The 18,856-nt window shown below is 63.8% G+C and carries 20 protein-coding genes, 1 tRNA gene and 1 pseudogene; 14 read left to right on the top strand and 8 right to left on the bottom strand.

Annotated elements, in window-relative coordinates:
- Positions 1 to 334: 334 nt before the first annotated feature.
- Positions 335 to 1,435, bottom strand: coding sequence for an HNH endonuclease family protein (locus ACTU6U_RS11170; RefSeq protein ID WP_443469180.1), 1,101 nt, complete (start codon positions 1,433 to 1,435; stop codon positions 335 to 337).
- Positions 1,432 to 2,505, bottom strand: coding sequence for an adenine-specific methyltransferase EcoRI family protein (locus ACTU6U_RS11165; RefSeq protein WP_443469179.1), 1,074 nt, complete (start codon positions 2,503 to 2,505; stop codon positions 1,432 to 1,434). The genes ACTU6U_RS11170 and ACTU6U_RS11165 overlap by 4 nt, the downstream gene beginning before the upstream one ends.
- Before the next feature lie 187 nt (positions 2,506 to 2,692).
- Here ACTU6U_RS11165 and ACTU6U_RS11160 point away from each other — a divergent pair, with 187 nt between their 5' ends.
- On the top strand, positions 2,693 to 2,965 hold the full coding sequence (locus ACTU6U_RS11160) for a hypothetical protein (RefSeq protein WP_443469178.1): 273 nt from the start codon (positions 2,693 to 2,695) through the stop codon (positions 2,963 to 2,965).
- 131 nt (positions 2,966 to 3,096) lie between these two features.
- Positions 3,097 to 4,203 (top strand): hypothetical protein, encoded by a 1,107-nt coding sequence (locus ACTU6U_RS11155; protein ID WP_443469177.1) that lies wholly within the window; start codon positions 3,097 to 3,099, stop codon positions 4,201 to 4,203.
- Between the two features lie 16 nt (positions 4,204 to 4,219).
- Here the strand turns inward: ACTU6U_RS11155 and ACTU6U_RS11150 are convergent, their stop codons facing one another.
- The gene (locus ACTU6U_RS11150; RefSeq protein WP_443469176.1) at positions 4,220 to 4,381 is read right to left on the bottom strand and encodes a TFIIB-type zinc ribbon-containing protein; all 162 of its coding nucleotides are present in this window, start codon (positions 4,379 to 4,381) and stop codon (positions 4,220 to 4,222) included.
- Between the two features lie 29 nt (positions 4,382 to 4,410).
- Here ACTU6U_RS11150 and ACTU6U_RS11145 point away from each other — a divergent pair, with 29 nt between their 5' ends.
- Positions 4,411 to 4,905, top strand: coding sequence for a hypothetical protein (locus ACTU6U_RS11145; RefSeq protein WP_443469175.1), 495 nt, complete (start codon positions 4,411 to 4,413; stop codon positions 4,903 to 4,905).
- Between the two features lie 100 nt (positions 4,906 to 5,005).
- On the opposite strand, the gene ACTU6U_RS11140 is transcribed toward ACTU6U_RS11145, so the two are convergent.
- Complete coding sequence (locus ACTU6U_RS11140) at positions 5,006 to 5,572, bottom strand: hypothetical protein (protein ID WP_443469174.1); 567 nt, start codon at positions 5,570 to 5,572, stop codon at positions 5,006 to 5,008.
- A gap of 55 nt (positions 5,573 to 5,627) precedes the next feature.
- Positions 5,628 to 6,413 (bottom strand): hypothetical protein, encoded by a 786-nt coding sequence (locus ACTU6U_RS11135; protein ID WP_443469173.1) that lies wholly within the window; start codon positions 6,411 to 6,413, stop codon positions 5,628 to 5,630.
- Between ACTU6U_RS11135 and ACTU6U_RS11130 the strand changes: the two are divergent.
- The 10 genes and pseudogenes from ACTU6U_RS11130 to ACTU6U_RS11085 all read left to right on the top strand — a co-directional run.
- A pseudogene (locus tag ACTU6U_RS11130) lies at positions 6,373 to 6,480 on the top strand (DUF4244 domain-containing protein); the annotation flags it as partial. The gene ACTU6U_RS11135 and the pseudogene ACTU6U_RS11130 overlap by 41 nt on opposite strands.
- Before the next feature lie 10 nt (positions 6,481 to 6,490).
- Positions 6,491 to 6,844, top strand: a complete 354-nt coding sequence (locus ACTU6U_RS11125) for a TadE family type IV pilus minor pilin (protein WP_443469172.1) — start codon at positions 6,491 to 6,493, stop codon at positions 6,842 to 6,844.
- Entirely contained in the window at positions 6,844 to 7,173 is a 330-nt protein-coding gene (locus ACTU6U_RS11120; RefSeq protein WP_443469171.1) for a helicase, read from the top strand. Before ACTU6U_RS11125 ends, ACTU6U_RS11120 begins: the two co-directional genes overlap by 1 nt.
- A 90-nt stretch (positions 7,174 to 7,263) precedes the next feature.
- Positions 7,264 to 10,077, top strand: a complete 2,814-nt coding sequence (gene topA / locus ACTU6U_RS11115) for a type I DNA topoisomerase (RefSeq protein ID WP_443469170.1) — start codon at positions 7,264 to 7,266, stop codon at positions 10,075 to 10,077.
- Complete coding sequence (tmk, locus tag ACTU6U_RS11110) at positions 10,074 to 10,700, top strand: dTMP kinase (RefSeq protein WP_443469169.1); 627 nt, start codon at positions 10,074 to 10,076, stop codon at positions 10,698 to 10,700. The genes topA and tmk overlap by 4 nt, the downstream gene beginning before the upstream one ends.
- Positions 10,701 to 10,735: 35 nt before the next feature.
- Positions 10,736 to 11,890, top strand: coding sequence for a DNA polymerase III subunit delta' (locus tag ACTU6U_RS11105; protein WP_443469168.1), 1,155 nt, complete (start codon positions 10,736 to 10,738; stop codon positions 11,888 to 11,890).
- Positions 11,887 to 13,452, top strand: a complete 1,566-nt coding sequence (locus ACTU6U_RS11100) for an alpha/beta hydrolase (protein ID WP_443469167.1) — start codon at positions 11,887 to 11,889, stop codon at positions 13,450 to 13,452. Before ACTU6U_RS11105 ends, ACTU6U_RS11100 begins: the two co-directional genes overlap by 4 nt.
- Before the next feature lie 60 nt (positions 13,453 to 13,512).
- A tRNA-Thr gene (locus tag ACTU6U_RS11095) sits at positions 13,513 to 13,587 on the top strand.
- Between the two features lie 27 nt (positions 13,588 to 13,614).
- Complete coding sequence (locus tag ACTU6U_RS11090; protein ID WP_443469166.1) at positions 13,615 to 14,148, top strand: DUF1697 domain-containing protein; 534 nt, start codon at positions 13,615 to 13,617, stop codon at positions 14,146 to 14,148.
- Complete coding sequence (locus ACTU6U_RS11085; RefSeq protein ID WP_443469165.1) at positions 14,145 to 14,801, top strand: IMPACT family protein; 657 nt, start codon at positions 14,145 to 14,147, stop codon at positions 14,799 to 14,801. The genes ACTU6U_RS11090 and ACTU6U_RS11085 overlap by 4 nt, the downstream gene beginning before the upstream one ends.
- Before the next feature lie 398 nt (positions 14,802 to 15,199).
- Here the strand turns inward: ACTU6U_RS11085 and ACTU6U_RS11080 are convergent, their stop codons facing one another.
- The 3 genes from ACTU6U_RS11080 to ACTU6U_RS11070 form a co-directional block, all read right to left on the bottom strand.
- A complete protein-coding gene (locus ACTU6U_RS11080) occupies positions 15,200 to 15,577 on the bottom strand; it encodes a zinc-binding metallopeptidase family protein (protein ID WP_443469164.1) in 378 nt (125 codons plus the stop codon).
- Positions 15,574 to 16,206, bottom strand: coding sequence for a trimeric intracellular cation channel family protein (locus ACTU6U_RS11075; RefSeq protein ID WP_443469240.1), 633 nt, complete (start codon positions 16,204 to 16,206; stop codon positions 15,574 to 15,576). The genes ACTU6U_RS11080 and ACTU6U_RS11075 overlap by 4 nt, the downstream gene beginning before the upstream one ends.
- A 91-nt stretch (positions 16,207 to 16,297) precedes the next feature.
- Entirely contained in the window at positions 16,298 to 16,957 is a 660-nt protein-coding gene (locus ACTU6U_RS11070; RefSeq protein ID WP_443469163.1) for a fasciclin domain-containing protein, read from the bottom strand.
- Between the two features lie 154 nt (positions 16,958 to 17,111).
- Here ACTU6U_RS11070 and ACTU6U_RS11065 point away from each other — a divergent pair, with 154 nt between their 5' ends.
- On the top strand, positions 17,112 to 18,827 hold the full coding sequence (locus ACTU6U_RS11065; RefSeq protein ID WP_443469162.1) for a cytochrome c biogenesis protein DipZ: 1,716 nt from the start codon (positions 17,112 to 17,114) through the stop codon (positions 18,825 to 18,827).
- Positions 18,828 to 18,856: the final 29 nt, after the last annotated feature.

The raw sequence follows: 18,856 nt of genomic DNA, 5'->3' as shown, positions 1-18,856 counted from the left end.
CGCGTTAGTAGGTTTTGCTCACCGGCAGGGACATTGTGTACCACTTCCCTGCTCAGATCGGGGCTTCGCTAGCCCTGATCCTGTGTCGCTCTTCAATTTCAGGGGGGACATTACAGTACCCAGCCTCACCTGTCAATTATTGAGTCCTCCCGACGTGTCGCGATGGTCCCCTCAACAGAGCGGGACCCCCGGATGCGGTGCGAATCCGCCGGGGGCCCCAAGGTCTACCGGGGTACACGCCGGATCGACAGATCCAATTTTACTGTCTGACCAGTAGGTTTCGCTATTGATCGATCCGTTTCCTATGGGGGCGTCGGTCCCCGTGCGGAACGCGCTACTTTGCGCCCTTGCTCCGGTTGTCGAAGATGCAGAGCATCTGACAGTTCGCCGCGATCGTCTTGCCACCCTGGCTCCACGGCGTGATGTGGTCGGGTTCCATCTCTTCGATGGCGAACGTCTCGCCACACTTCACGCAGACACCCTTTTGGCGTTCGAAGGCCTCGCGCTTGTCCTTGTCGGAGAACGCGCGAATGTTGAGGTGGCGCTCCTGCCGGTCGAGGACGTAGCTGTAAATGCCGCGCTTACGCTCCACGTCATTGTCGAGCATGAGAAGAGTGACTTCGGCTTCGAGCTTCGCCGAGTCGAGCGGCTTGTCCTTGAACTGGTTGTACAACTCACCCCACGGCTGCCCCTTCATCTCCGCTCGATACGTCGGGAAGGTGCTCTTCACCCACGCAATTACTGCTTGGAAGTAAAGCCAAAGCTCGTTCGCGTTCGGGTCGTGCTGATGGGTAGCCATGTAACCCTTGATGTCGCCGCCATTGATCCACTTGACGACGGTTTCAAGGTACTTCTGGCGGATGTACTCTCCAGCCATGTACTTCTCGGCGAGGCCGTGTGCAGGGCAGTTCCGCTTGCTGAAGTAACGCTTCGCGTCCGTGACCCATGGTCCCGAATAGACCGCGTTCCGGAGCTCCTGCTCACTGAGTTCAGCCCCAGCGATGTTGATCGTCTCGAACCACGCGAGCTTCTCGCTGTCTGTGCCAGAGCAGAGATAGACAGTCAATTTGTAATCGAGGATCTGCTCCTTCTCGTCGGCCTGGAGGTTGTGAAAGTAACGACCATCAAAGGCGAAGTCACCTTCGACGTACTGACAGACGCTGATAGTGCGCTGCTGACCGTCCATGACCTCGTATGCGCGCTCGTCGTCTTCCTCCACGTTGTCGCGCACCGACCAGTACATGACGTTCAGCGGGTAACCCTTGACGAGAGTGTCGATCACCGCGTCTCGCTGCTTGTCCTTGTAAACGAACTCACGCTGGTAGGGCGGGCGGATGTCGAGCTTCCCGCCGAATCCGACCACGCCGCCTTCGTCGTTGTCCTCGTAGTCCTTTGTGAGTTCGCGGACGCTAATCTCTCGCGGTTCGATCTTCATGCAGTCGCTCCTTTGCGGCGGATGAACAGTCGTCGATAGATTCCCTTGACGGGGTAGCCAACATCGAAGTGAGTCCCCGGACCGAACGAGTCGGTTCGAACCACACAGCCCAACGTTCCCGTGTTGGACTTCTGGCGCTTCCCGTCCACGACGCGTTCCTTCTTGCCATAGCGTTTGGTGACCGGGTAGTCGGTACCGCTCAGTCCGAGGATCTCGAACTGGTCGGGGTTGTACTGGCCGAGGAATGTGAGTGGTACACCCATCACGCCGTCGTAGTCTGCCGGGATGTCCGCGACCTTAGACACCTCGATGGCATCGTAATTGTCGTAGGTCGGGTACTCCTCCGCGGCGTACGTCTTGTAGAGGATCAGGTCCTCGTGGCGCTTACTGAAGTCAAGATTCGTAAACCAACATGCGTTGCCGAGGCTCCGCCATTTCTGCCCGTCCTCGTCTACCCAGAATCGGGTGGCGCGAGGCTCGTAGTAGTCAGGCACTTTGAAGCTCATGTCGCCATTGTGATTGCCGAGCCAGAGCTTGTTGCTCTTGATGAGCGCGAAGATTTCCTTATAGCTGATCGCGTTCTGGTTGCCTACGATCAGGAACTGCTTCTCGTACTTCATCAGCTGGGCGATGTACTGGCGGAAGAGGGAGAACGGCGGATTGGTGATCACGATATCCGCTTGTTTCAGGAGCTCGATGCTCTCCGCGCTCCGGAAGTCGCCGTTACCCTTCAGCGGCTTGATGCCGATCTCTTCGAGGTCTGGTACGCCGTTCCCGCTCTTGTCGCCTTCGTACTCCAGGTAGATCGCTTCTTCGGCGTCGTTCTGACTGAAGAGGTCGACGTCTTGGTTCTTATAGCACGTTGCGATGAGCTTCTTCAGCTTGAGCTTCTCGAAGTTGTAGCTGAAGTAGTGGAAGAAGTTGCTCACCCTGGGGTCGTCACAGTTGAGGTAGACAACCTTGCCTTCGAAGTGCTTCTTGTAGTGCTTCAGCTCGCGTTCGATGTCGGAGAGCTGAGTGTAGAACTCATCCTCTTTCGCGGTCTTCGCGGCGCTGAGATTGCTGTTCAAGGACACGAGGGTTGATCACTCCTTCAGAGAAGCGCACGGGTCGGCCCGGCGATGTCTTGATCCTACGGGCGGGCACGGACGTTGGCTGCACGCGACACCGAGGCAGGCGTGGCAGTTCACCAGTTCAATGTCCGTGGCCGCACGTATTCTCTGAAGCGTCCGCTCCCGCGTACCCGAGGAGGCATACATGGCGGTTCACTGGGTCAACTACGACCTCAACAAGTCTGGTCAGGACTACACGAAACTGATTGATTACCTGAAGTCACACAACGGCTGGGCGAAGCCGCTCAAGAGCAGCTTCTTCGTCAACACGTCGCTGACCGCCGGTCAGCTTCGCGACAAGATCAAGCAACACATCGACGCCAACGACGACGTAGTGGTGGTCACAGTAGGCGGGCAGGGCTGGGCGACACACGGTCTCTCGGACAAGTTGAACGCTTGGCTCAAGAGCAACCTGTAGGGGTGTGTTAACCCGACCAGGAAACGCCGTGACGACCGGCAGATTTCTGCCTCCGTAGTGTCGACAACTTCTCGTAGACTGAGGCTTAGCCCATGGACTGATCCGTGGACATGACTTCTGGGGGTAGAACGATGGCAACCGACGACGATCTCACCGAGCCCGACGAGGCGGAAGTCATCGACGCGACCGAACAGGCCGACGAGGGCGGCGGCTCTACGAAGAGGAAGCGCGCGCCGAGTGTGCCGCGTGATTTCCCGCGTAAGACGCTTGAAGACGCTATCCGCGTGCCGTCTGTAATCAAGGAGAAGAACGGCAGCAACCCGTGGGCCCCGAGCGAGGTCGCCACCGCCGTGAAGCTCGGCCCGAAGTCCGGGAACTTCTACTATCTCACGACAGCTTCGCGCGACTACGGCATGACTGAGGGCACGCGCGACACCCCGGAAGTCAGCCTGACGTCGCTCGGGCGACGGATCGTGTCTCCAACTGACCCTGCTGACTACCAACCCGCCCTACGGGAAGCGTTCTTCAAAGTCGACCTCTTCCGTAAAGTCTTCGAGCACTATCAAGGGAACAACCTGCCCGAAGAACCCTTCCTCTCCAACACGCTCAGCGACGTGTACGAGATTGACCGCTCGCTCGTGGCGGACTTCGTGGACCTGTTCCGGAAGAACTGTCGGTTCGTCGACTACGACGAAGGCGAAGTCGAGGGCGCACCTGCGGCTGTTGACGCGGGCCGCACGGAAGTCGTCGCGGCCCCCAAGCGGAAGAACGGGGACGCTCCGGTCTGCTTCGTCGCGATGCCGTTTAGCGAGCGCGACCCGGCGCACCCCAAGGGGTTCTTCGACGAGGTGATGAGCGCGGTCCTTAGCCCAGCGATTGTCAAGGCTGGCTTCATCGTTCGAACGGCCAAGCGTCAAGGATCAGACGTAATTCAGCGAACCATCGTCAATGAACTACTGGACGCCGACCTCGTGGTGGTGGACCTCACCGAACACAACCCGAACGTGTTGTTTGAACTCGGGATGCGCCTGCATTCGGGTCTCCCTACAGCGCTGGTTCGTGCGACCGGCACCGGAGCGATCTTCGACGTCGATCACATGCTCCGTGTGGAAGACTACAGCCCAAATCTCTGGCCCAGCACTGTGGTCCGTGACGTGGACAAACTGGCTGAGCACATCAAGGCGGCATGGGAGTCGCGAGAGACAACGGCGACCTACATGGACATCCTGCGCCAGTAGATTCGAGCTCGCGTAGTCATGGAAAGCGCGTCGCGCCACATTCGTGGCATTCCCATATGTACTCGCCATTCGCCTCGGCGGGCTCCATCTGGTGCAGGCACGCCGGACAGTTCGGCACGTCCATCGCGAGTGCGTCACGCTCCAGCCGTAATTGCCGCTGGCGGGATAGATCGTCCATGCCAGGAGGCTACTCGATAAGGTTCGAGCATGGACTTCTGGGACACATTTTGGGCCACCATGTGGGGCGCGCTTGGTGGTGCGCTCGTGGGCGCGCTCGCCGCATGGGGATTCGCGCTGGATCTGGGACGGCGGGACAAGAAGCGCGCCTATAAACAGGGCCTCGACGACGCGGTCGGTCAGGTCATTCAGAATTTCGGCGGACTAAACGGAGCGGTGAGGGCGTTCCCGTTCGCATACGGGCCCAAGGCGAACCTCGCAGTTGAAACTCCGCACGTGGCAAACGCGCGGCTGTTGACCTCGATTCGGGTTGCGCAGATGGCGGCAAACGTTGCGGACAGTGCACCTCTCGAAGCCGCTTACGAGCTGGCCACGGCGAAGGATGAGCCGAGTGACAACCAACGCGAGCTCGACAGGGACAACGCCGCCGACACTCTCGCGCTGTGGAGGCGGGACAAACTGACCACGGAAGAGGCAGCGACACGCATCCGGCACCGTCCGGAGGTACCAGCACCGGCGGAGTAGGACCGCCCCGGCCTCCGGTGGGGCCCTCCTGGACACAACGGAGCCCCGACGCCCTCCGGGAGGGGTGCCGGGGCTCCAGGTCGCCGAAGACGCGCGGTGCTCAGGGCGCGGAGTAGGTGATGCCGTTCGCGAGGTTCTGGCCCGGGTCGCTCGCCAGACCCTCCACGAACGCGAGCGCTACCGCCGAATCTGCGGACCCCGGGTGCGCTTCCCGGTACGCGTCTAGCGTGTCAACCCACCCTGACTGACGGGCACGGCTACCGACGGCGTGCGCCAGGGAGTCATCGCCACCACGGACAGCGTCACCGAGCACCGCGAGCGCGTCGGCCTCATCGGAAATCCGGCGCGCACGGTCCGCCGCATCCCGACGCAGGAGCACACTAGAAGCATCCGAAGGCTGATCCCCGAGCAGCTCCCGCTCCAGCCGAGTGCGGACGTCGCGAACCTTGGACTCCTGCTCGCCCTTGATCGCATCGAGTTTGCCCTTGGTCTCCTTGTCCAAGTCAGCGATGCGGGTCTGCTTCGCGAGGCCGGACAGCATCGGGTCGTCCTGGATCTTCTGACGCGCCGAGCGGTGCGAGTCCTTCACCGAGGCCGCACGCTCCTTGAACCGGCCCAGCGCCGACTCCAGCTCGCGCTCGACCCCTGCGGGTGTTGACTTTGCCATCTTGTGTTCCTTCCGTTGGTTGTGGTGCCGAGGAGAAACCGCCCGGCGCGGTGGTCTAGTTGGTGGCCGTCGAGATCGCCGCGATGATTTGCTCAACGGGCATGTCAGGGTCGGCCTTCACGATGCGCGCGACCTCGTGGGTGGTCTGCACCACCACCAGCTCGATCTCAGTGCCCGCCGCGCTCAACGTCCGGTCGTACAACCCGGTGATGCGGGCTCGGTGGTGTTTGATCTTCAACATCGACTCGATGGCCTGGACGTCGCCCTGCCCGATGCGGTCGGCGAGCGTCGCCTCCGCGTGGTCAAGGTCCGCCAACTCCTGTGCCCGCAGCAACTCCATCGACTCCTGCGGGAGCCGGTCGATGTACCGTTCAACCGACTTGCGTGCCACGGCTGCGTTCTTGTAACCAAGCGTCTGCGCGATGGTCTCCCACGAGTAGCGGTGCGCCTTCATCTCGGCGGCAGTGGCCGCTCGCTGTGCGGCTCTGAGCCGAACCTCCGTTGTGGTCTTCTTGCTGTAGACCACCTCGCCGTCCTTGCGGCGGAATGATGGCGGCTCGGGTGTACCGTCCCGGCGCGCGGCGGTGATCTGCTCGCGCTGCTCGGTCAGCAACCGGTCGTACTCGGCGTCGGCGTCCAAGCGCGCGAGGCGCTCGGCGTAGCCCTCTTCGTTCCCAGGTTTCATGTCGTCTGTTCCCTCTCGGTCTGGGCGCACTTCGTACAGGTCTTCATGCGACCCTCCGTTCCTCGATCTGGAACTCGAAGGGAGGTAAGAATCCCGCGTAACTCTGCTTACGGGGACGATGGCGGCGGTTGCCTTTGCCGGCCTGCTGGTCGTCATCATGCGATCCGACGAGGTCCGCGGTATTCTCACCGACCTCGTTCGCCGGGCGCTGACCGTTTCATGAGGACATGACCATGCCGAAAGCTGGCTTGCGAGGCGATGCCGAGCGCGGCTCGGTGGCCGCAGAACTCGCCCTCGCGCTTCCCGCGGTCATCCTCACTCTGCTGCTGGGTGCGGGCGCACTGGGCGCTGCGGCACAGCTCGTGTCGCTGCAGGACGGTGCCGCAGATGCTGCGCGCTTGCTCGGCCGCGGCGAGAGCGAAGGGGCAGCGCGTGCCGCCGTGGCGGCATCGGTGGGCGAGGCGATCGTGTCCAGCGAAGCGCGGGGCGAGTTCGTCTGCGTGCACGCGCAGATCGATGCGCAGATCGGCCGACTCATCAGCATCCCACTCGCGGCATCCAGCTGCGCGCTCGCCGGGGGACTCTGATGGCAGGGACCGCGCTGTCTGCCAGCCTCCTCGCCGTCGCCGCGACTCTCGCAGCGGGGCTCGCCACTGCGGGCGGCGCAGCCGTCACGGCGCAGCGGGCAGCCGGGGCGGCGGATGCTGCGGCGCTGGCCGCGGCAGATGCCGCCTCCGGTGCGATCATCACCGAAGAGGCACCCTGCGCGCTCGCCGCCAGAGCGGCCGCGGCATCCGGGACCGTGCTCGTGGAATGCGCAATCGATGGTTTTGTGGCGACTGTTCGGGTCGAGGCGGCGTACGCTGGACTTGCTGCCGTCTCCCGAGCCCGTGCCGGGCCACCCGAGGGATTCTGACGGCGACACCCCGAGGCTCCGCTCGCGGCAATGCTGTGAGCACACCACGACCGTGGTGTGTATGGTGTGCTTCGAAGAAAGGACGCACCCTTGGCTGAAGGCAAGAAGCTCGTCATCGTCGAGTCTCCGACGAAGATGCGGTCGATTCAGGGGTACCTCGGCGATGGCTACGAGGTACTCAGCTCTGTCGGCCATATTCGCGACCTCGCAGATAAGAAGGACATCCCGGCTGCGGACAAGCAGGCCTACGGGAAGTACTCGATCGACGTCGATAACGGCTTCGACCCCTACTACGTCGTCTCTGATCGCAAGACCAAGACCGTCGCCGAACTCAAGCGCGCGCTGAAGAGCGCTGACGAGCTCCTGCTCGCAACTGATGAGGACCGCGAGGGCGAGGCGATCGCCTGGCATCTGCTCGAGACCCTCAAGCCCAAGGTGCCCGTCAAGCGCATGGTGTTCCACGAGATCACCAAGGACGCCATTCAGGCCGCCGTCGGCAACACCCGCGAGCTTGATCTCGCACTCGTCGACGCGCAGGAGACAAGGCGCATCCTCGACCGGCTCTACGGCTGGGATGTCTCGCCTGTGCTCTGGTACAAGGTAAAGACCGGTCTGTCCGCAGGACGTGTGCAGTCCGCTGCCACCCGCATGATCGTCGAGCGGGAGCGCGAGCGCATGGCGTTCGTGAACGCCGAGTACTGGGATGTCGAAGCATCCGCTTCATCCGGGAGCGCCTTCCGCGTGCGCATGGTGCGCGTCGATGGCGGACAGCTCGCCCGCGGCACCGACTTCGACGACACCGGAAAGCTCAAGAAGGCCGTCGTCATCCTCTCCGAGAGGGACGCCACTGCCCTCGCCAACGCGGTCGATGCGGCAGGCGCCGGAACCGTCACCAAGGTCGAGGCAAAGCCTGGCACGCGCAGCCCCTATGCGCCGTTCACGACTTCGACGCTGCAGCAGGAGGCAGGTCGCAAGCTCTCGATGAGTGCGAAGCAGGCCATGAGCGTTGCTCAGCGCCTGTACGAAAAGGGTTTCATCACCTATATGCGAACCGACTCGGTCGCCCTGAGCACCCAGGCCGTGCAGGCGGCGCGCAGCCAGGCCGTTGCGCTCTACGGCGACAGTGCTGTGCCGCTGAAGCCCCGTGTCTACAAGTCCAAGAGCAAGAACGCGCAGGAGGCTCACGAGGCGATCCGCCCATCCGGTGACAACTTCCGCAAGCCCTCGTCGGTCTCGGGCGAGCTCGACCGCGAAGAGCTGCGGATGTACGACCTGATCTGGAAGCGCACCGTCGCCAGCCAGATGGCAGACGCGAAGTATGAGACGACCACCGTGACCATCGCGGTCCAGGCGGACAGCAAGAGCGTCGAATTCACGGCATCCGGAACGGTCTACACGTTCAAGGGCTTCCTCGACGCCTATGAAGAGGGCAAGGACGAGAAGCGCAGCGACGCCGACGCTGCCACCAATCAGTCCCTGCCCGCCGTCGCCGTCGGCGACGAGCTGGCGATGTCGGATGCTGAGGCCAAGGGCCACAAGACCACACCGAAGCCCCGCTACACCGAAGCATCGCTGGTCAAGGCTCTGGAAGAGCACGGCATCGGGCGTCCGTCGACGTTCGCCAGCATCATCGGCACCGTCATCGATCGCGGCTACGCCACCAAGCGCGGCCAGGCGCTCGTCCCGACCTGGATGGCGTTCAGCGTCGTGCGTCTGCTCGAAGAGCATTTCGCTGAGCTCATCGACTACGACTTCACCGCAGCGCTGGAAGATGACCTCGATGCCATCGCCCGCGGCGAGCAGAAGCGCGTGGAGTGGCTGAAGTCGTTCTACTACGGCTCTGACGCGCACGTGGGCCTGCGGCAGGTCGTCGACAACCTCGGCGAGATCGACGCCCGCGCGTTGAACTCGACGAAGATCACCGACACCGCGACCCTTCGCTTCGGCAAGTACGGTCCGTACCTCGAGGTCGTCGACCCGGCCAACCCTGAAGAGCGCGGACGCATCGTCAACGTTCCTGAGGACCTGGCGCCCGACGAGCTGACCGCACAGAAGGCTCAGGAGCTCATCGACGCTCCCGTCGCCGGAGACCGGGTGCTCGGTGAGAACCCCGAGAACGGCCGTGTCATCGTCGTCAAGGACGGTCGGTACGGCCCCTACGTGCAGGAGAACCTGCCGGAGGACGCTCCCGTCGTCGACGAGAAGACCGGTGAGGTCGTCGAGGCGCCGAAGAAGAAGAAGGCGGCCAAGAAGGACGCTCCCAAGCCCCGCACCGGCTCGCTGTTCCGCTCGATGTCGGTCGACACGATCGATCTCGACACGGCACTTCAACTGCTGAGCCTGCCGCGCGTGGTCGGCGCCGATCCGGAGTCCGGCGATGAGATCACCGCGCAGAACGGCCGATACGGTCCGTACCTGAAGAAGGGCACCGACTCTCGCTCGCTCGAAAGCGAGCAGCAGATCTTCGACGTCACGCTCGAGCAGGCACTCGCGATCTACGCTCAGCCCAAGTACGGCGCAGGCTCGCGTCGTGCGTCCAGCGCGCTCGCCGAGTTCGAGGCCGACCCGGTCAGCGGCAAGCCGATCCGGGTGCGTGACGGCAGGTTCGGCCCGTATGTCACCGACGGTGAGACGAACGTGACGATTCCGCGCGGGCAGAAGCCCGAGGACATCACCTTCGAGATCGCCGTGCAGATGCTCGCCGACAAGCGTGCGAAGGGCCCTGCCACCAAGCGCGGTGCGAAGAAGGCTCCAGCGAAGAAGGCCGCTACCAAAAAGGCTCCGGCCAAGAAGACTGCCGCGCCGAAGACGGATGCTGAGAAGGCTGCGGCCCGATCGGCTGCGGCGAAGAAGGCCGCGGCGACGCGCGCTGCGAACGCTGCGAAGAAGAAGGCGGACGCGTGAGCTCACGGCCCGGGCTGTGGATCACTCTCGAGGGAGGCGATGGCTCGGGCAAGACGACTCAGGCCGGGTTGCTCGAGTCCTGGCTCGCAGGCACCGGTCACACGGTGCTTCGCACCCGTGAACCCGGTGGGAGTGAGGTCGGCCAGCTGATCCGCGACATCGTCCTCCATCACAGAGGCGAAATCGCTCCTCGTGCCGAGGCGCTGCTCTACGCCGCTGATCGTGCGCATCATGTCGCGACTGTGGTGCAGCCTGCGCTGGATCGCGGCGAGATCGTGCTGCAGGACCGATACCTCGATTCTTCGGTCGCCTATCAGGGGGCAGGGCGCGTGCTCGACGGCTCTCAGGTGCGCGATCTCTCTCTCTGGGCGACCGAGGGCGCACTGCCCGACCTGACTCTGCTGCTCGATCTCGACCCTGCCGCGGCACGCGTGCGCCTCGACTCGGCCGACAAGCCCTTCGACCGGCTGGAAGCCGAGAAGCTCGACTTCCACACGCGCGTCCGCGAGGCATTCCGGACCCTCGCAAAGGCAGAGCCCGAACGTTTTCTCGTCTTGGATGCCTCGGCGTCTCCCGAGCGCATCGCCGAGCAGATCCGCGACCGCGTATCGATAATTCTCTGAGCGGCGGTGTCAGCGGTGGCAGCTAGGCTGAGTGCATGACCGCGACCCTCGCTCCGTTCCCCTGGACGGATGTCTGGGGGCAGGATGATGCAGTCACTGCCCTTCGGCAGGCAGCGTCCGATCCGGCGTCGCTCTCACATGCCTGGTTGATCACCGGTCCACCGGGTTCTGGTCGTTCCACGCTGGCCTATGCATTCGCGGCCGCGCTGATCGCCGATAGCCCCGACGATGAACAGACCATGCGCCAGGTGCTCGCCGGCACTCACCCCGACGTCACGGCGTTGCGCACAGACAAAGTCATCATCACGATCAAAGAGGCGCGCGCACTCGTCGAGCGCTCGTACTTCGCTCCCTCTGCAGGGCGCTATCGCGTCATCGTCGTCGAAGATGCCGACCGCATGGTCGAGCGCACCTCCAACGTGCTGCTGAAGGCACTCGAAGAGCCGCCGGAGAACACCGTCTGGGTGCTCTGTGCCCCGAGCGAAGCCGACTTGCTGCCGACCATTCGCTCGCGGGTCCGCCCGTTGCGACTGCGGGAACTCGACGTCGACGATGTGGCGCGACTGATCGTGGAGCGCACGGGTGTCGACCTCGCGATCGCTGAACAGGCGGCGCGGCTCTCGCAGCGGCACATCGGCATGGCGCAGCGCCTCGCGACCGATGACGCGGCCAGGCGCCGTCGTGACACGACGCTGCGGTCGGTGTTGTCTGTGCGCGGCGTGGGCAGTGCGGTCGAGGTCGCCGGTGGGATCATCCAGGCCGCGACAGACGATGCGAAGTCTCTCACCGCAGAGCGTGATGCCGCCGAACGGGCCTCACTGCTGCGCATTGTCGGCATCGCAGAGGGGCAGGCAGTGCCGCCGGCACTGCGCACGCAGATCTCAGCGCTCGAAGACGACCAGAAGAAGCGGGCCACCCGCAGTCTGCGCGATGGCATCGACCGTGTGCTCACCGACTTGCAGTCGATGTTCCGTGATGTCGTGATGCTGCAGTACGGACGAGGCGATGACCTCATCAACCGTGAACTCAGTGAAGATCTCACCGCGCTCGCGACCGTATGGCCTGTGCAACGTACTCTGGTCGTGCTCGACCATCTTGCCGAGACCCGTGAATCACTGGAGCGCAACGTTGCACCGACGCTTGCTCTGGAGAGTTTGCTCGTGACCGTCGCGAGCGGGAGGAAACCGTGAACACCAGACAGACTTCTCGCCTGCGACGGCTCGTGACGATCACTGCGGGTCTGGCTGCGGCATCCATGATGCTCAGCGGATGCTTGTACGCGATGATCCCCGAGGGTGCAGCGCCTCGCCCTTCTGCCACGAACGCCCCCGACAGCGATGGCGTATCGGCCGACCTTCTGCCGTTCTATGAGCAGACGCTCGACTGGGCAGCCTGCGATCGCGGTGGCGCGGCATTCGATTGCACGTATGTCACGGCCCCGTTGGATTGGGAGAACCCGAGCGAGGGCACGATCGAACTGTCCGTGGTGCGCCACCAGGCTGCTGGGCAGCCGATGGGATCGTTGTTGACGAACCCCGGTGGACCCGGCGCGAGCGGACGCGATTTCATCCTCGACAGCGTCGGCTATGCGGTCAGCGCAGACCTCGCCGAGAACTACGACGTCATCGGTTTCGATCCGCGGGGTGTCGGAGATTCGACCGCTGTCGCCTGCTTCGATGCCACGGCGATGGATGCGTACCTGTACGACATCCCGGCTTCTCCACGCGGTACTGACGAGTGGGAAGCAGAACTCACCGAACGCAACACCGCCTTCGCGGAAGCGTGCGAGGCGAACAGCGACGGCATCCTTCCCTACATCACGACGGTGAACTCCGCGCGCGACATGGACCTCATCCGTGCGGTGCTCGGCGACACGCAGCTGAACTACCTCGGCTATTCATACGGCACCTTCCTCGGCGCGACCTATGCCGAGCTGTATCCGCAGAAGACGGGGCGTCTGGTGCTCGACGGTGCGATCGACCCGGCAGTTTCCGGCATCGATGTCGGCACGACGCAGGCGCTCGGCTTCGAGTCGGCGCTGCGCGCCTACATGCAGAACTGTCTCGATTCCGGTTCGTGTCCGTTCAACGGCACAGTCGACGAAGCGATGGCAGACCTCAGCGCGCTGCTGGCCGCGGTCGACCGGACGCCGTTGAAGAACGATGACGGCAGGATGCTCGGTGCGGACTCGCTGATGACCGGCATCATCGCCGCCCTTTATTCGCAGGACAGCTGGGGCTACCTTACTCAGGCGCTCGACGGCGCGCTGCAAGGCGATCCGTACATCGCCTTCGTTCTGGCCGACTTCTACAACGCTCGCGAGGACGGCAGTTACCTGGACAACTCCAGCGAGGCGTTCCGCGCCTACAACTGTATGGACTACCCGGTAGAGGACGACCAGTCAGCGCAAGACGCGGCAGACGCGAAGGTGGCGGCGGGCGCCCCCACGATCGCGCCGTACTGGTCAGGTCCTGACTCCTGCGCAGTATGGCCGTACCCGCCCACCGGGACCCGGGGGGAGATCCATGCCGCGGGGGCCGGCCCCATCCTGGTCGTCGGCACGACCAACGACCCGGCAACGCCGTACGAGTGGTCGGTAGCCCTCGCCGAGCAGCTCGAAGAGGGTGTGCTGATCACCCGCGTGGGCGAGGGGCACACGGGGTACAACAAGGGCAACGTGTGCGTGGATAACGCCGTTGACGCCTACTTCCTCGACGATGAGGTTCCGGATGCTGATCTGAAGTGCGAGTGATTTCGCGGTGAGGGCACGGACAGGGTAATATCGATTCTCGTGCCTGACCCGTCAGGTCACGCCCCGATAGCTCAGTGGTAGAGCATCCCACTCGTAATGGGAAGGCCGTCAGTTCAATCCTGACTCGGGGCTCCAATTCTTCACGCGAGGTACTCTCGAAGCATGATGCGCAGTGTCCTGCTGTTGCGGGCTGTGAATGTTTCTGGCCACAACAGGGTTCCGATGGCTGACCTTCGCGAGGTGCTCGCCTCCGAGAGTGACCTGCAGAACGTCTCGACGTACATTGCGAGCGGGAACATCATCTGCGATGCGCCCGCCGATGCTGCATCCGCGCGTGCGCGCGTACGCGAGCTGATCCACACGGAGTTCGGCGTCGAGACGCCTGTCGTCTCGCGCACGCATGATGAGCTCGCCGCCGCGCTCAAGACGTGTCCGTTCGAGGGTGGGATCGAGAGGCTCGTGCATGCGATGTTCCTCGAGGGCGAGCCGAATGCGGGAGCTGTCGAGGCGCTCGAAACGCGACTCGTGCCGGGGGAGAAGCTCGCGCTGATCGGACGTGAACTGTGGATCACTTTCAGCGCCGACGGCGTGCACGCGTCCAAGCTGACCAAAGCCGTCTTCGACCGCGCGCTGGGGGTCTCCGGGACCGCACGAAACCTCCGCACCGTGCGCAAGCTCGTCGAGCTCACGGCATGACCGCGTATCCGGCCACGATTGCGCGAGCAGTGGACCATGAGCTGGTGATCAAGAAGTCGCGCTTCATCACGCATATCGCCCCGGTCGCCTCGCCCGAGGACGCAGATACGGTGAGCGCCGCAGTCAAGAAGCGCGCCTGGGATGCCAGACACAACTGCTCGGCTCAGGTGACGGGTGTGCGGGGGGAGCGGGCGCGCTCTTCGGATGATGGGGAACCGTCAGGCACGGCAGGGATTCCGATGCTCGAGGTGCTGCGGCGGCGCGAGCTCACTGACGTCGTCGCGGTCGTCACCCGGTACTTCGGTGGCATCAAGCTCGGCGCCGGTGGCCTGGTGCGCGCCTATTCGTCTGCCGTGTCCGAAGCATTGGATCTGGCGGAGCTCGTCGACAGACGGGTGCTCGCTGAAGTGACCATGGCGGTGGGCCATGCGGATGCTGGTCGCTTCGATAATCTCCTTCGCAATTGGGCGCCCGTACACGATGCGATTCTCGGCGAACCCACGTACGGAGCCCAGGCAACGTTCGTCCTGTGGACCCCGACGACTGCGGTGCCTTCTCTGAGCGCGGAGATCGCCGCCGCATCAGCCGGCGCGGTCACGGCGACCCCGACGGGCGTGGAGAAGATCGTCGACGTGCCGCGCAGCGCATCCTGAGCGAGCGCGCTGGGACGATGTCCGCCGCGCCTCTTCAGGGCGCAGGAGATCCATGGCACGAAAGTACCGTCGACGTCAGACAATGATTTGCGGTGGGCCCCATGGGGCTCGAACCCATGACCCGCGGATTAACATGCCACTTCGACTTTCGCCGCCGCCCAAAGGGCGTTCGTGGTCTGGACTGTCCCTTCACCTTGGCTTTCGCTGTAGGTGCCACCCGTCCAGTCTCTACACCTTCCGGACTTTCGACCGGCTTGGCTCGGGATTGCCATCTGGTTTCCCAGGAAGGGTTCCCCGACTTTGAGTGGTGTCATCCTCGGAGTTTCCCCCGAGGCGCTCCTATTTTTTGTTGAAGTCCGATGCTCTGCCAACTGAGCTAGAGGCCCGCGCATCAGAGTCTAGCCGCTTCCTGAACCAACTCCGACCCACCAGTACGTGTACGGCACACCCAGCGCGCGGGGCACATCGCTGAAGTCCTTGCTCGCGGTCTGCAGTTCCATCGGCAGCGCACCGGCGCCGAAATGCTCAGCGAATGCACGAGCGATGCGTGCCGTGGCATCCAGGTCGTTCTCCGTGGCTCCGTCGGCGCTCGAGAGCACGGGGCCAGGGCGCGTCAGCACCGTGCCGGATGGTCCGGGGAGGACATGCTGCGCGAGGGCGACGTCGGGCTTCGGGATGAGGTTGGCGAGTCCGTCCGCCAGCATCCCTCGTGCCCCATCTCCGGTCTCCTCTGCCGGTCCGTCGCCGCCTCGCAGGATGCCGGCGATGGTGCTCATTCGGATACCCGACCTCTCTTCGGCTGACCCTTGGCGTGCGGAATGCGCCAATGGAAGTGCAACGACAGCAGACGGAACACGAAGACGACGACTGCCGCAAGGAAGACCGTGATCACGTTCGGGATGACCGTGAACCACAGACCGGCGACGAGTGCGGCGCCCAGGAAGGCGGGGACCGCATACAGATCGGACGAGTTGAACAGCTGCGGGTCGCGATTTGCGACGACGTCGCGCAGCAGGCCGCCGCCGACGCCGGTGGTCACGCCCAGCAGCATCGCCGCCACCGGGTTCATTCCGGCCTCCAGTGCCTTCACCGTCCCGGTCGTGCAGAACAGCGCGAGACCGGCGGCGTCGAAGATCAGCAGCGGCCGGGAGTACCGTTCCAGACCGTGGGAGAGGAAGAACACGAGCACGGCCGCGGCGACGGGCGCTACGAGATGGACGGGTTCGGCGAATGCGGTGGGCGGCACTCCGATGATGAGATCTCGGATGACACCACCGCCGAGGCCGGTGAGGCTGCCCAGCAGGAGCGAACCGACGATGTCGTAGCCGCGCTGCGCGGCCAGCAGCGACCCGGAGATCGCGAAGAAGAACGTCCCGAACAGATCGAGTGTCAGCGCCCAGTTCATGAGCATCCGCCACATTCCGCCGAGAACTGCATGAGGCAAGGATATGCGGCGCGCCCCATCGTGTGAACGAGGGGCGCGCCGCATCAGCGGGTCACTGAGCCGGGGGCATCAGCACCGAATCGATCAGGTACACCGTGGCGTTTGCCGTCTGCACTCCGCCGCAGACGATGTTCGCGTCGTTGACCATCCACATGTCACCCTCGCCGGTGACCTCCAGGTCGGCACCCTGAACCGTGGTGTGCATTCCGGCGATGTCGGACGGCTCGATCTGGCCGGGGACCACGTGGTAAGTGAGGATCGACGACAGCGTTGCGGAGTCGGTCTTCAACGACTCGATCGTGGCAGCGTCGATCTTCGCGAAGGCGTCGTCCACCGGCGCGAACACGGTGAACTCGTCACTGTTGAGAGTGTCGACCAGATTCACATCGGGGTTGAGCTGACCGCTGACGGCTGCGACGAGTGTCGTGAGCATCGGGTTGTTGGATGCGGCGACCGCCACAGGGTCCTGCGACATGCCCTGAATGGAACCTGCTCCGTCCGGCACAGCCTCGGCGTACGCCTCGCAGCCGGGGCCGACGAGGTTCGCGGCCGGGTCCATGGTGTCGGGCGTCGCCTCCGAGGTCTCCGGCGCCGACGGCTCCATAGTGTCCTCTGCCGTGTCACTGCTGCCCATGGAGCACCCGGCCAGCACGAGCACGCTGGCGAATCCGAGCGACAGTGCTGCGGTCATCTTCTTCTTAGTGCTGAACATCTCTCTACCTCCGGGGTTCGGAGCCGCGATATCTCCGCGGCGTTGAATGCTGTTCGGAGCCCTTCCTGCATCGGATGGGAAGAACCTCAGAATTTTTCAGAACAATCCGAAACCACTCGCGTGCCGAAGAACTCGCAACAGAAGCGAGGACCTCATGGACCTGATACTCATCGGCCTGCTCGGAGGGCTCATCACCGGCATCTCGCCGTGCATCCTCCCCGTCCTGCCAGTCATCTTCCTGACGGGAGGCGTGCAGTCCGCGCGCTTCGAGGGCGGCGGGGATGTGATTCCCGCGCGCCGCGGCCGTCCGTATCTCGTGATCGCAGGCCTTGTGCTCAGCTTCACCCTGGTCACACTCGTCGGCTCGCTCATCCTCGGACTGCTCGGCCTCCCGCAGGATGTCCTTCGGTGGGCGGGAATCGTCGTGCTCATCGTCATCGGAGTGGGACTGCTCATCCCGCGCCTCGAGCGGCTTCTCGAGAAGCCGTTCCAGTGGCTGCCGCAGAACGAGGTCAAGAACCGGGGGAGCGGTTTCGGCGTCGGACTCGCACTCGGCGCGGTGTTCGTGCCGTGCGCAGGCCCGGTGCTCGCCGCGATCATCGTCGCAGGCTCCACTGGGCAGATCGGCCCGGGAACAGTGCTGCTGACGGTGTCGTTCTCCATCGGCGTCGCTATCCCACTGTTGGCGTTCGCCCTTGCGGGGCGCAGTGTGGTGAAGCGGATCCGAGCGTTCCGCACTCGTGAGCGCGGTCTGCGCATTGCCGCAGGCATCGCGATGATCGCGCTCGCGGTCGGGCTGGTCTTCAATGTGCCCCAGGCACTGCAGCGGTTGCTGCCGGACTACACCGCGCCGCTGCAGCAGGAGCTCACCGAGAACGACGCGGCAGAAGAGGCCCTCGGTCTCGGCGGCCTCGTGACCGAGGAGAATCGCGAACTTGACAACTGCACCCACGGTGCGGAGGAGCTCGAATCGTGCGGCACAGCACCGTCGATCCGCGGGATCCAGCAGTGGCTGAACACACCCGACGGTCAGGCAGTCGACCTCGTAGACCTGCGAGGTCAGGTCGTGCTCATCGATTTCTGGGCATATTCGTGCATAAACTGCCAACGGTCGATTCCGCACGTAGTGGGCTGGGATGAGACCTATCGTGACGCCGGGCTGCAGGTCATCGGTATCCACTCGCCTGAGTATGCCTTTGAGAAGGATGCCGGAAACGTCGCCGCCGGCATCCGTGATTTCGGGATCGAGTACCCCGTCGCACTCGACAACAGCCTCTCCACCTGGACCAACTATCGCAATCGCTACTGGCCGGCGCACTACCTGATCGATGCCGAAGGCACAGTGCGGCACATCTCGTTCGGAGAGGGCAACTACGAGGCCACCGAGAAGCTGATCCGCGAGCTTCTCATCGACGCTGATCCCGATGTCGCGCTCCCCGTGGAGTCCGGTGTGGCGGATGAAACCCCTGAGCTCGGCTCGACAACACGCGAGACGTTCCTCGGATCATCCAAGGACGTCAACTACGGCGGAGATGGCGAATACAGCGCGGGAACCGCGGAGTTCGTGTTCCCCGAGGACCAGACCGACGACACCTTCGCCCTTGACGGAACCTGGGAGGTGGCCTCGCAATTCGCTGCACCTGTCGGCCCTGACGCCGCGGTGCGCTTGAGCTACCGGGCATCGGAGGTGCGGATGGTGCTCGCCGGAGAAGGCGACGTGACCGTCCGCACAGCGGATGGCACGAGTCGGAAGATCGCCGTCGAGGGCACTCCGCGCTCGTACCGGCTGCTCGATGGCGACGCCGGATCCGGCGTTCTGAGCGTGGAGGTCCCCGAGGGCATCCAGGCCTATTCCTTCACGTTCGGATGAGTTCTGAATACGGTGCGTTGTCAGAATGA

The organism is Microbacterium zouquanmingi (genome assembly GCF_052266695.1).
In the GTDB taxonomy this organism is placed as follows: Bacteria; Actinomycetota; Actinomycetes; order Actinomycetales; family Microbacteriaceae; genus Microbacterium.
Note: the sequence above shows the minus strand (reverse complement) of the source record. Positions and strands in the feature narration are given on the sequence as shown.

Coding starts and splice junctions, on each gene's coding strand:
- ACTU6U_RS11085 (WP_443469165.1), top strand. CDS start 14,145: ATGACCGCGTATCCGGCCACGATTGCGCGAGCAGTGGACCATGAGCTG.
- ACTU6U_RS11120 (WP_443469171.1), top strand. CDS start 6,844: ATGGCAGGGACCGCGCTGTCTGCCAGCCTCCTCGCCGTCGCCGCGACT.
- ACTU6U_RS11160 (WP_443469178.1), top strand. CDS start 2,693: ATGGCGGTTCACTGGGTCAACTACGACCTCAACAAGTCTGGTCAGGAC.
- ACTU6U_RS11065 (WP_443469162.1), top strand. CDS start 17,112: ATGGACCTGATACTCATCGGCCTGCTCGGAGGGCTCATCACCGGCATC.
- ACTU6U_RS11145 (WP_443469175.1), top strand. CDS start 4,411: ATGGACTTCTGGGACACATTTTGGGCCACCATGTGGGGCGCGCTTGGT.
- ACTU6U_RS11170 (WP_443469180.1), bottom strand. CDS start 1,435: ATGAAGATCGAACCGCGAGAGATTAGCGTCCGCGAACTCACAAAGGAC.
- ACTU6U_RS11155 (WP_443469177.1), top strand. CDS start 3,097: ATGGCAACCGACGACGATCTCACCGAGCCCGACGAGGCGGAAGTCATC.
- ACTU6U_RS11090 (WP_443469166.1), top strand. CDS start 13,615: ATGATGCGCAGTGTCCTGCTGTTGCGGGCTGTGAATGTTTCTGGCCAC.
- ACTU6U_RS11125 (WP_443469172.1), top strand. CDS start 6,491: ATGCCGAAAGCTGGCTTGCGAGGCGATGCCGAGCGCGGCTCGGTGGCC.
- ACTU6U_RS11080 (WP_443469164.1), bottom strand. CDS start 15,577: ATGAGCACCATCGCCGGCATCCTGCGAGGCGGCGACGGACCGGCAGAG.
- ACTU6U_RS11135 (WP_443469173.1), bottom strand. CDS start 6,413: ATGACGACCAGCAGGCCGGCAAAGGCAACCGCCGCCATCGTCCCCGTA.
- ACTU6U_RS11150 (WP_443469176.1), bottom strand. CDS start 4,381: ATGGACGATCTATCCCGCCAGCGGCAATTACGGCTGGAGCGTGACGCA.
- ACTU6U_RS11075 (WP_443469240.1), bottom strand. CDS start 16,206: ATGAACTGGGCGCTGACACTCGATCTGTTCGGGACGTTCTTCTTCGCG.
- ACTU6U_RS11070 (WP_443469163.1), bottom strand. CDS start 16,957: ATGTTCAGCACTAAGAAGAAGATGACCGCAGCACTGTCGCTCGGATTC.
- ACTU6U_RS11105 (WP_443469168.1), top strand. CDS start 10,736: ATGACCGCGACCCTCGCTCCGTTCCCCTGGACGGATGTCTGGGGGCAG.
- ACTU6U_RS11140 (WP_443469174.1), bottom strand. CDS start 5,572: ATGGCAAAGTCAACACCCGCAGGGGTCGAGCGCGAGCTGGAGTCGGCG.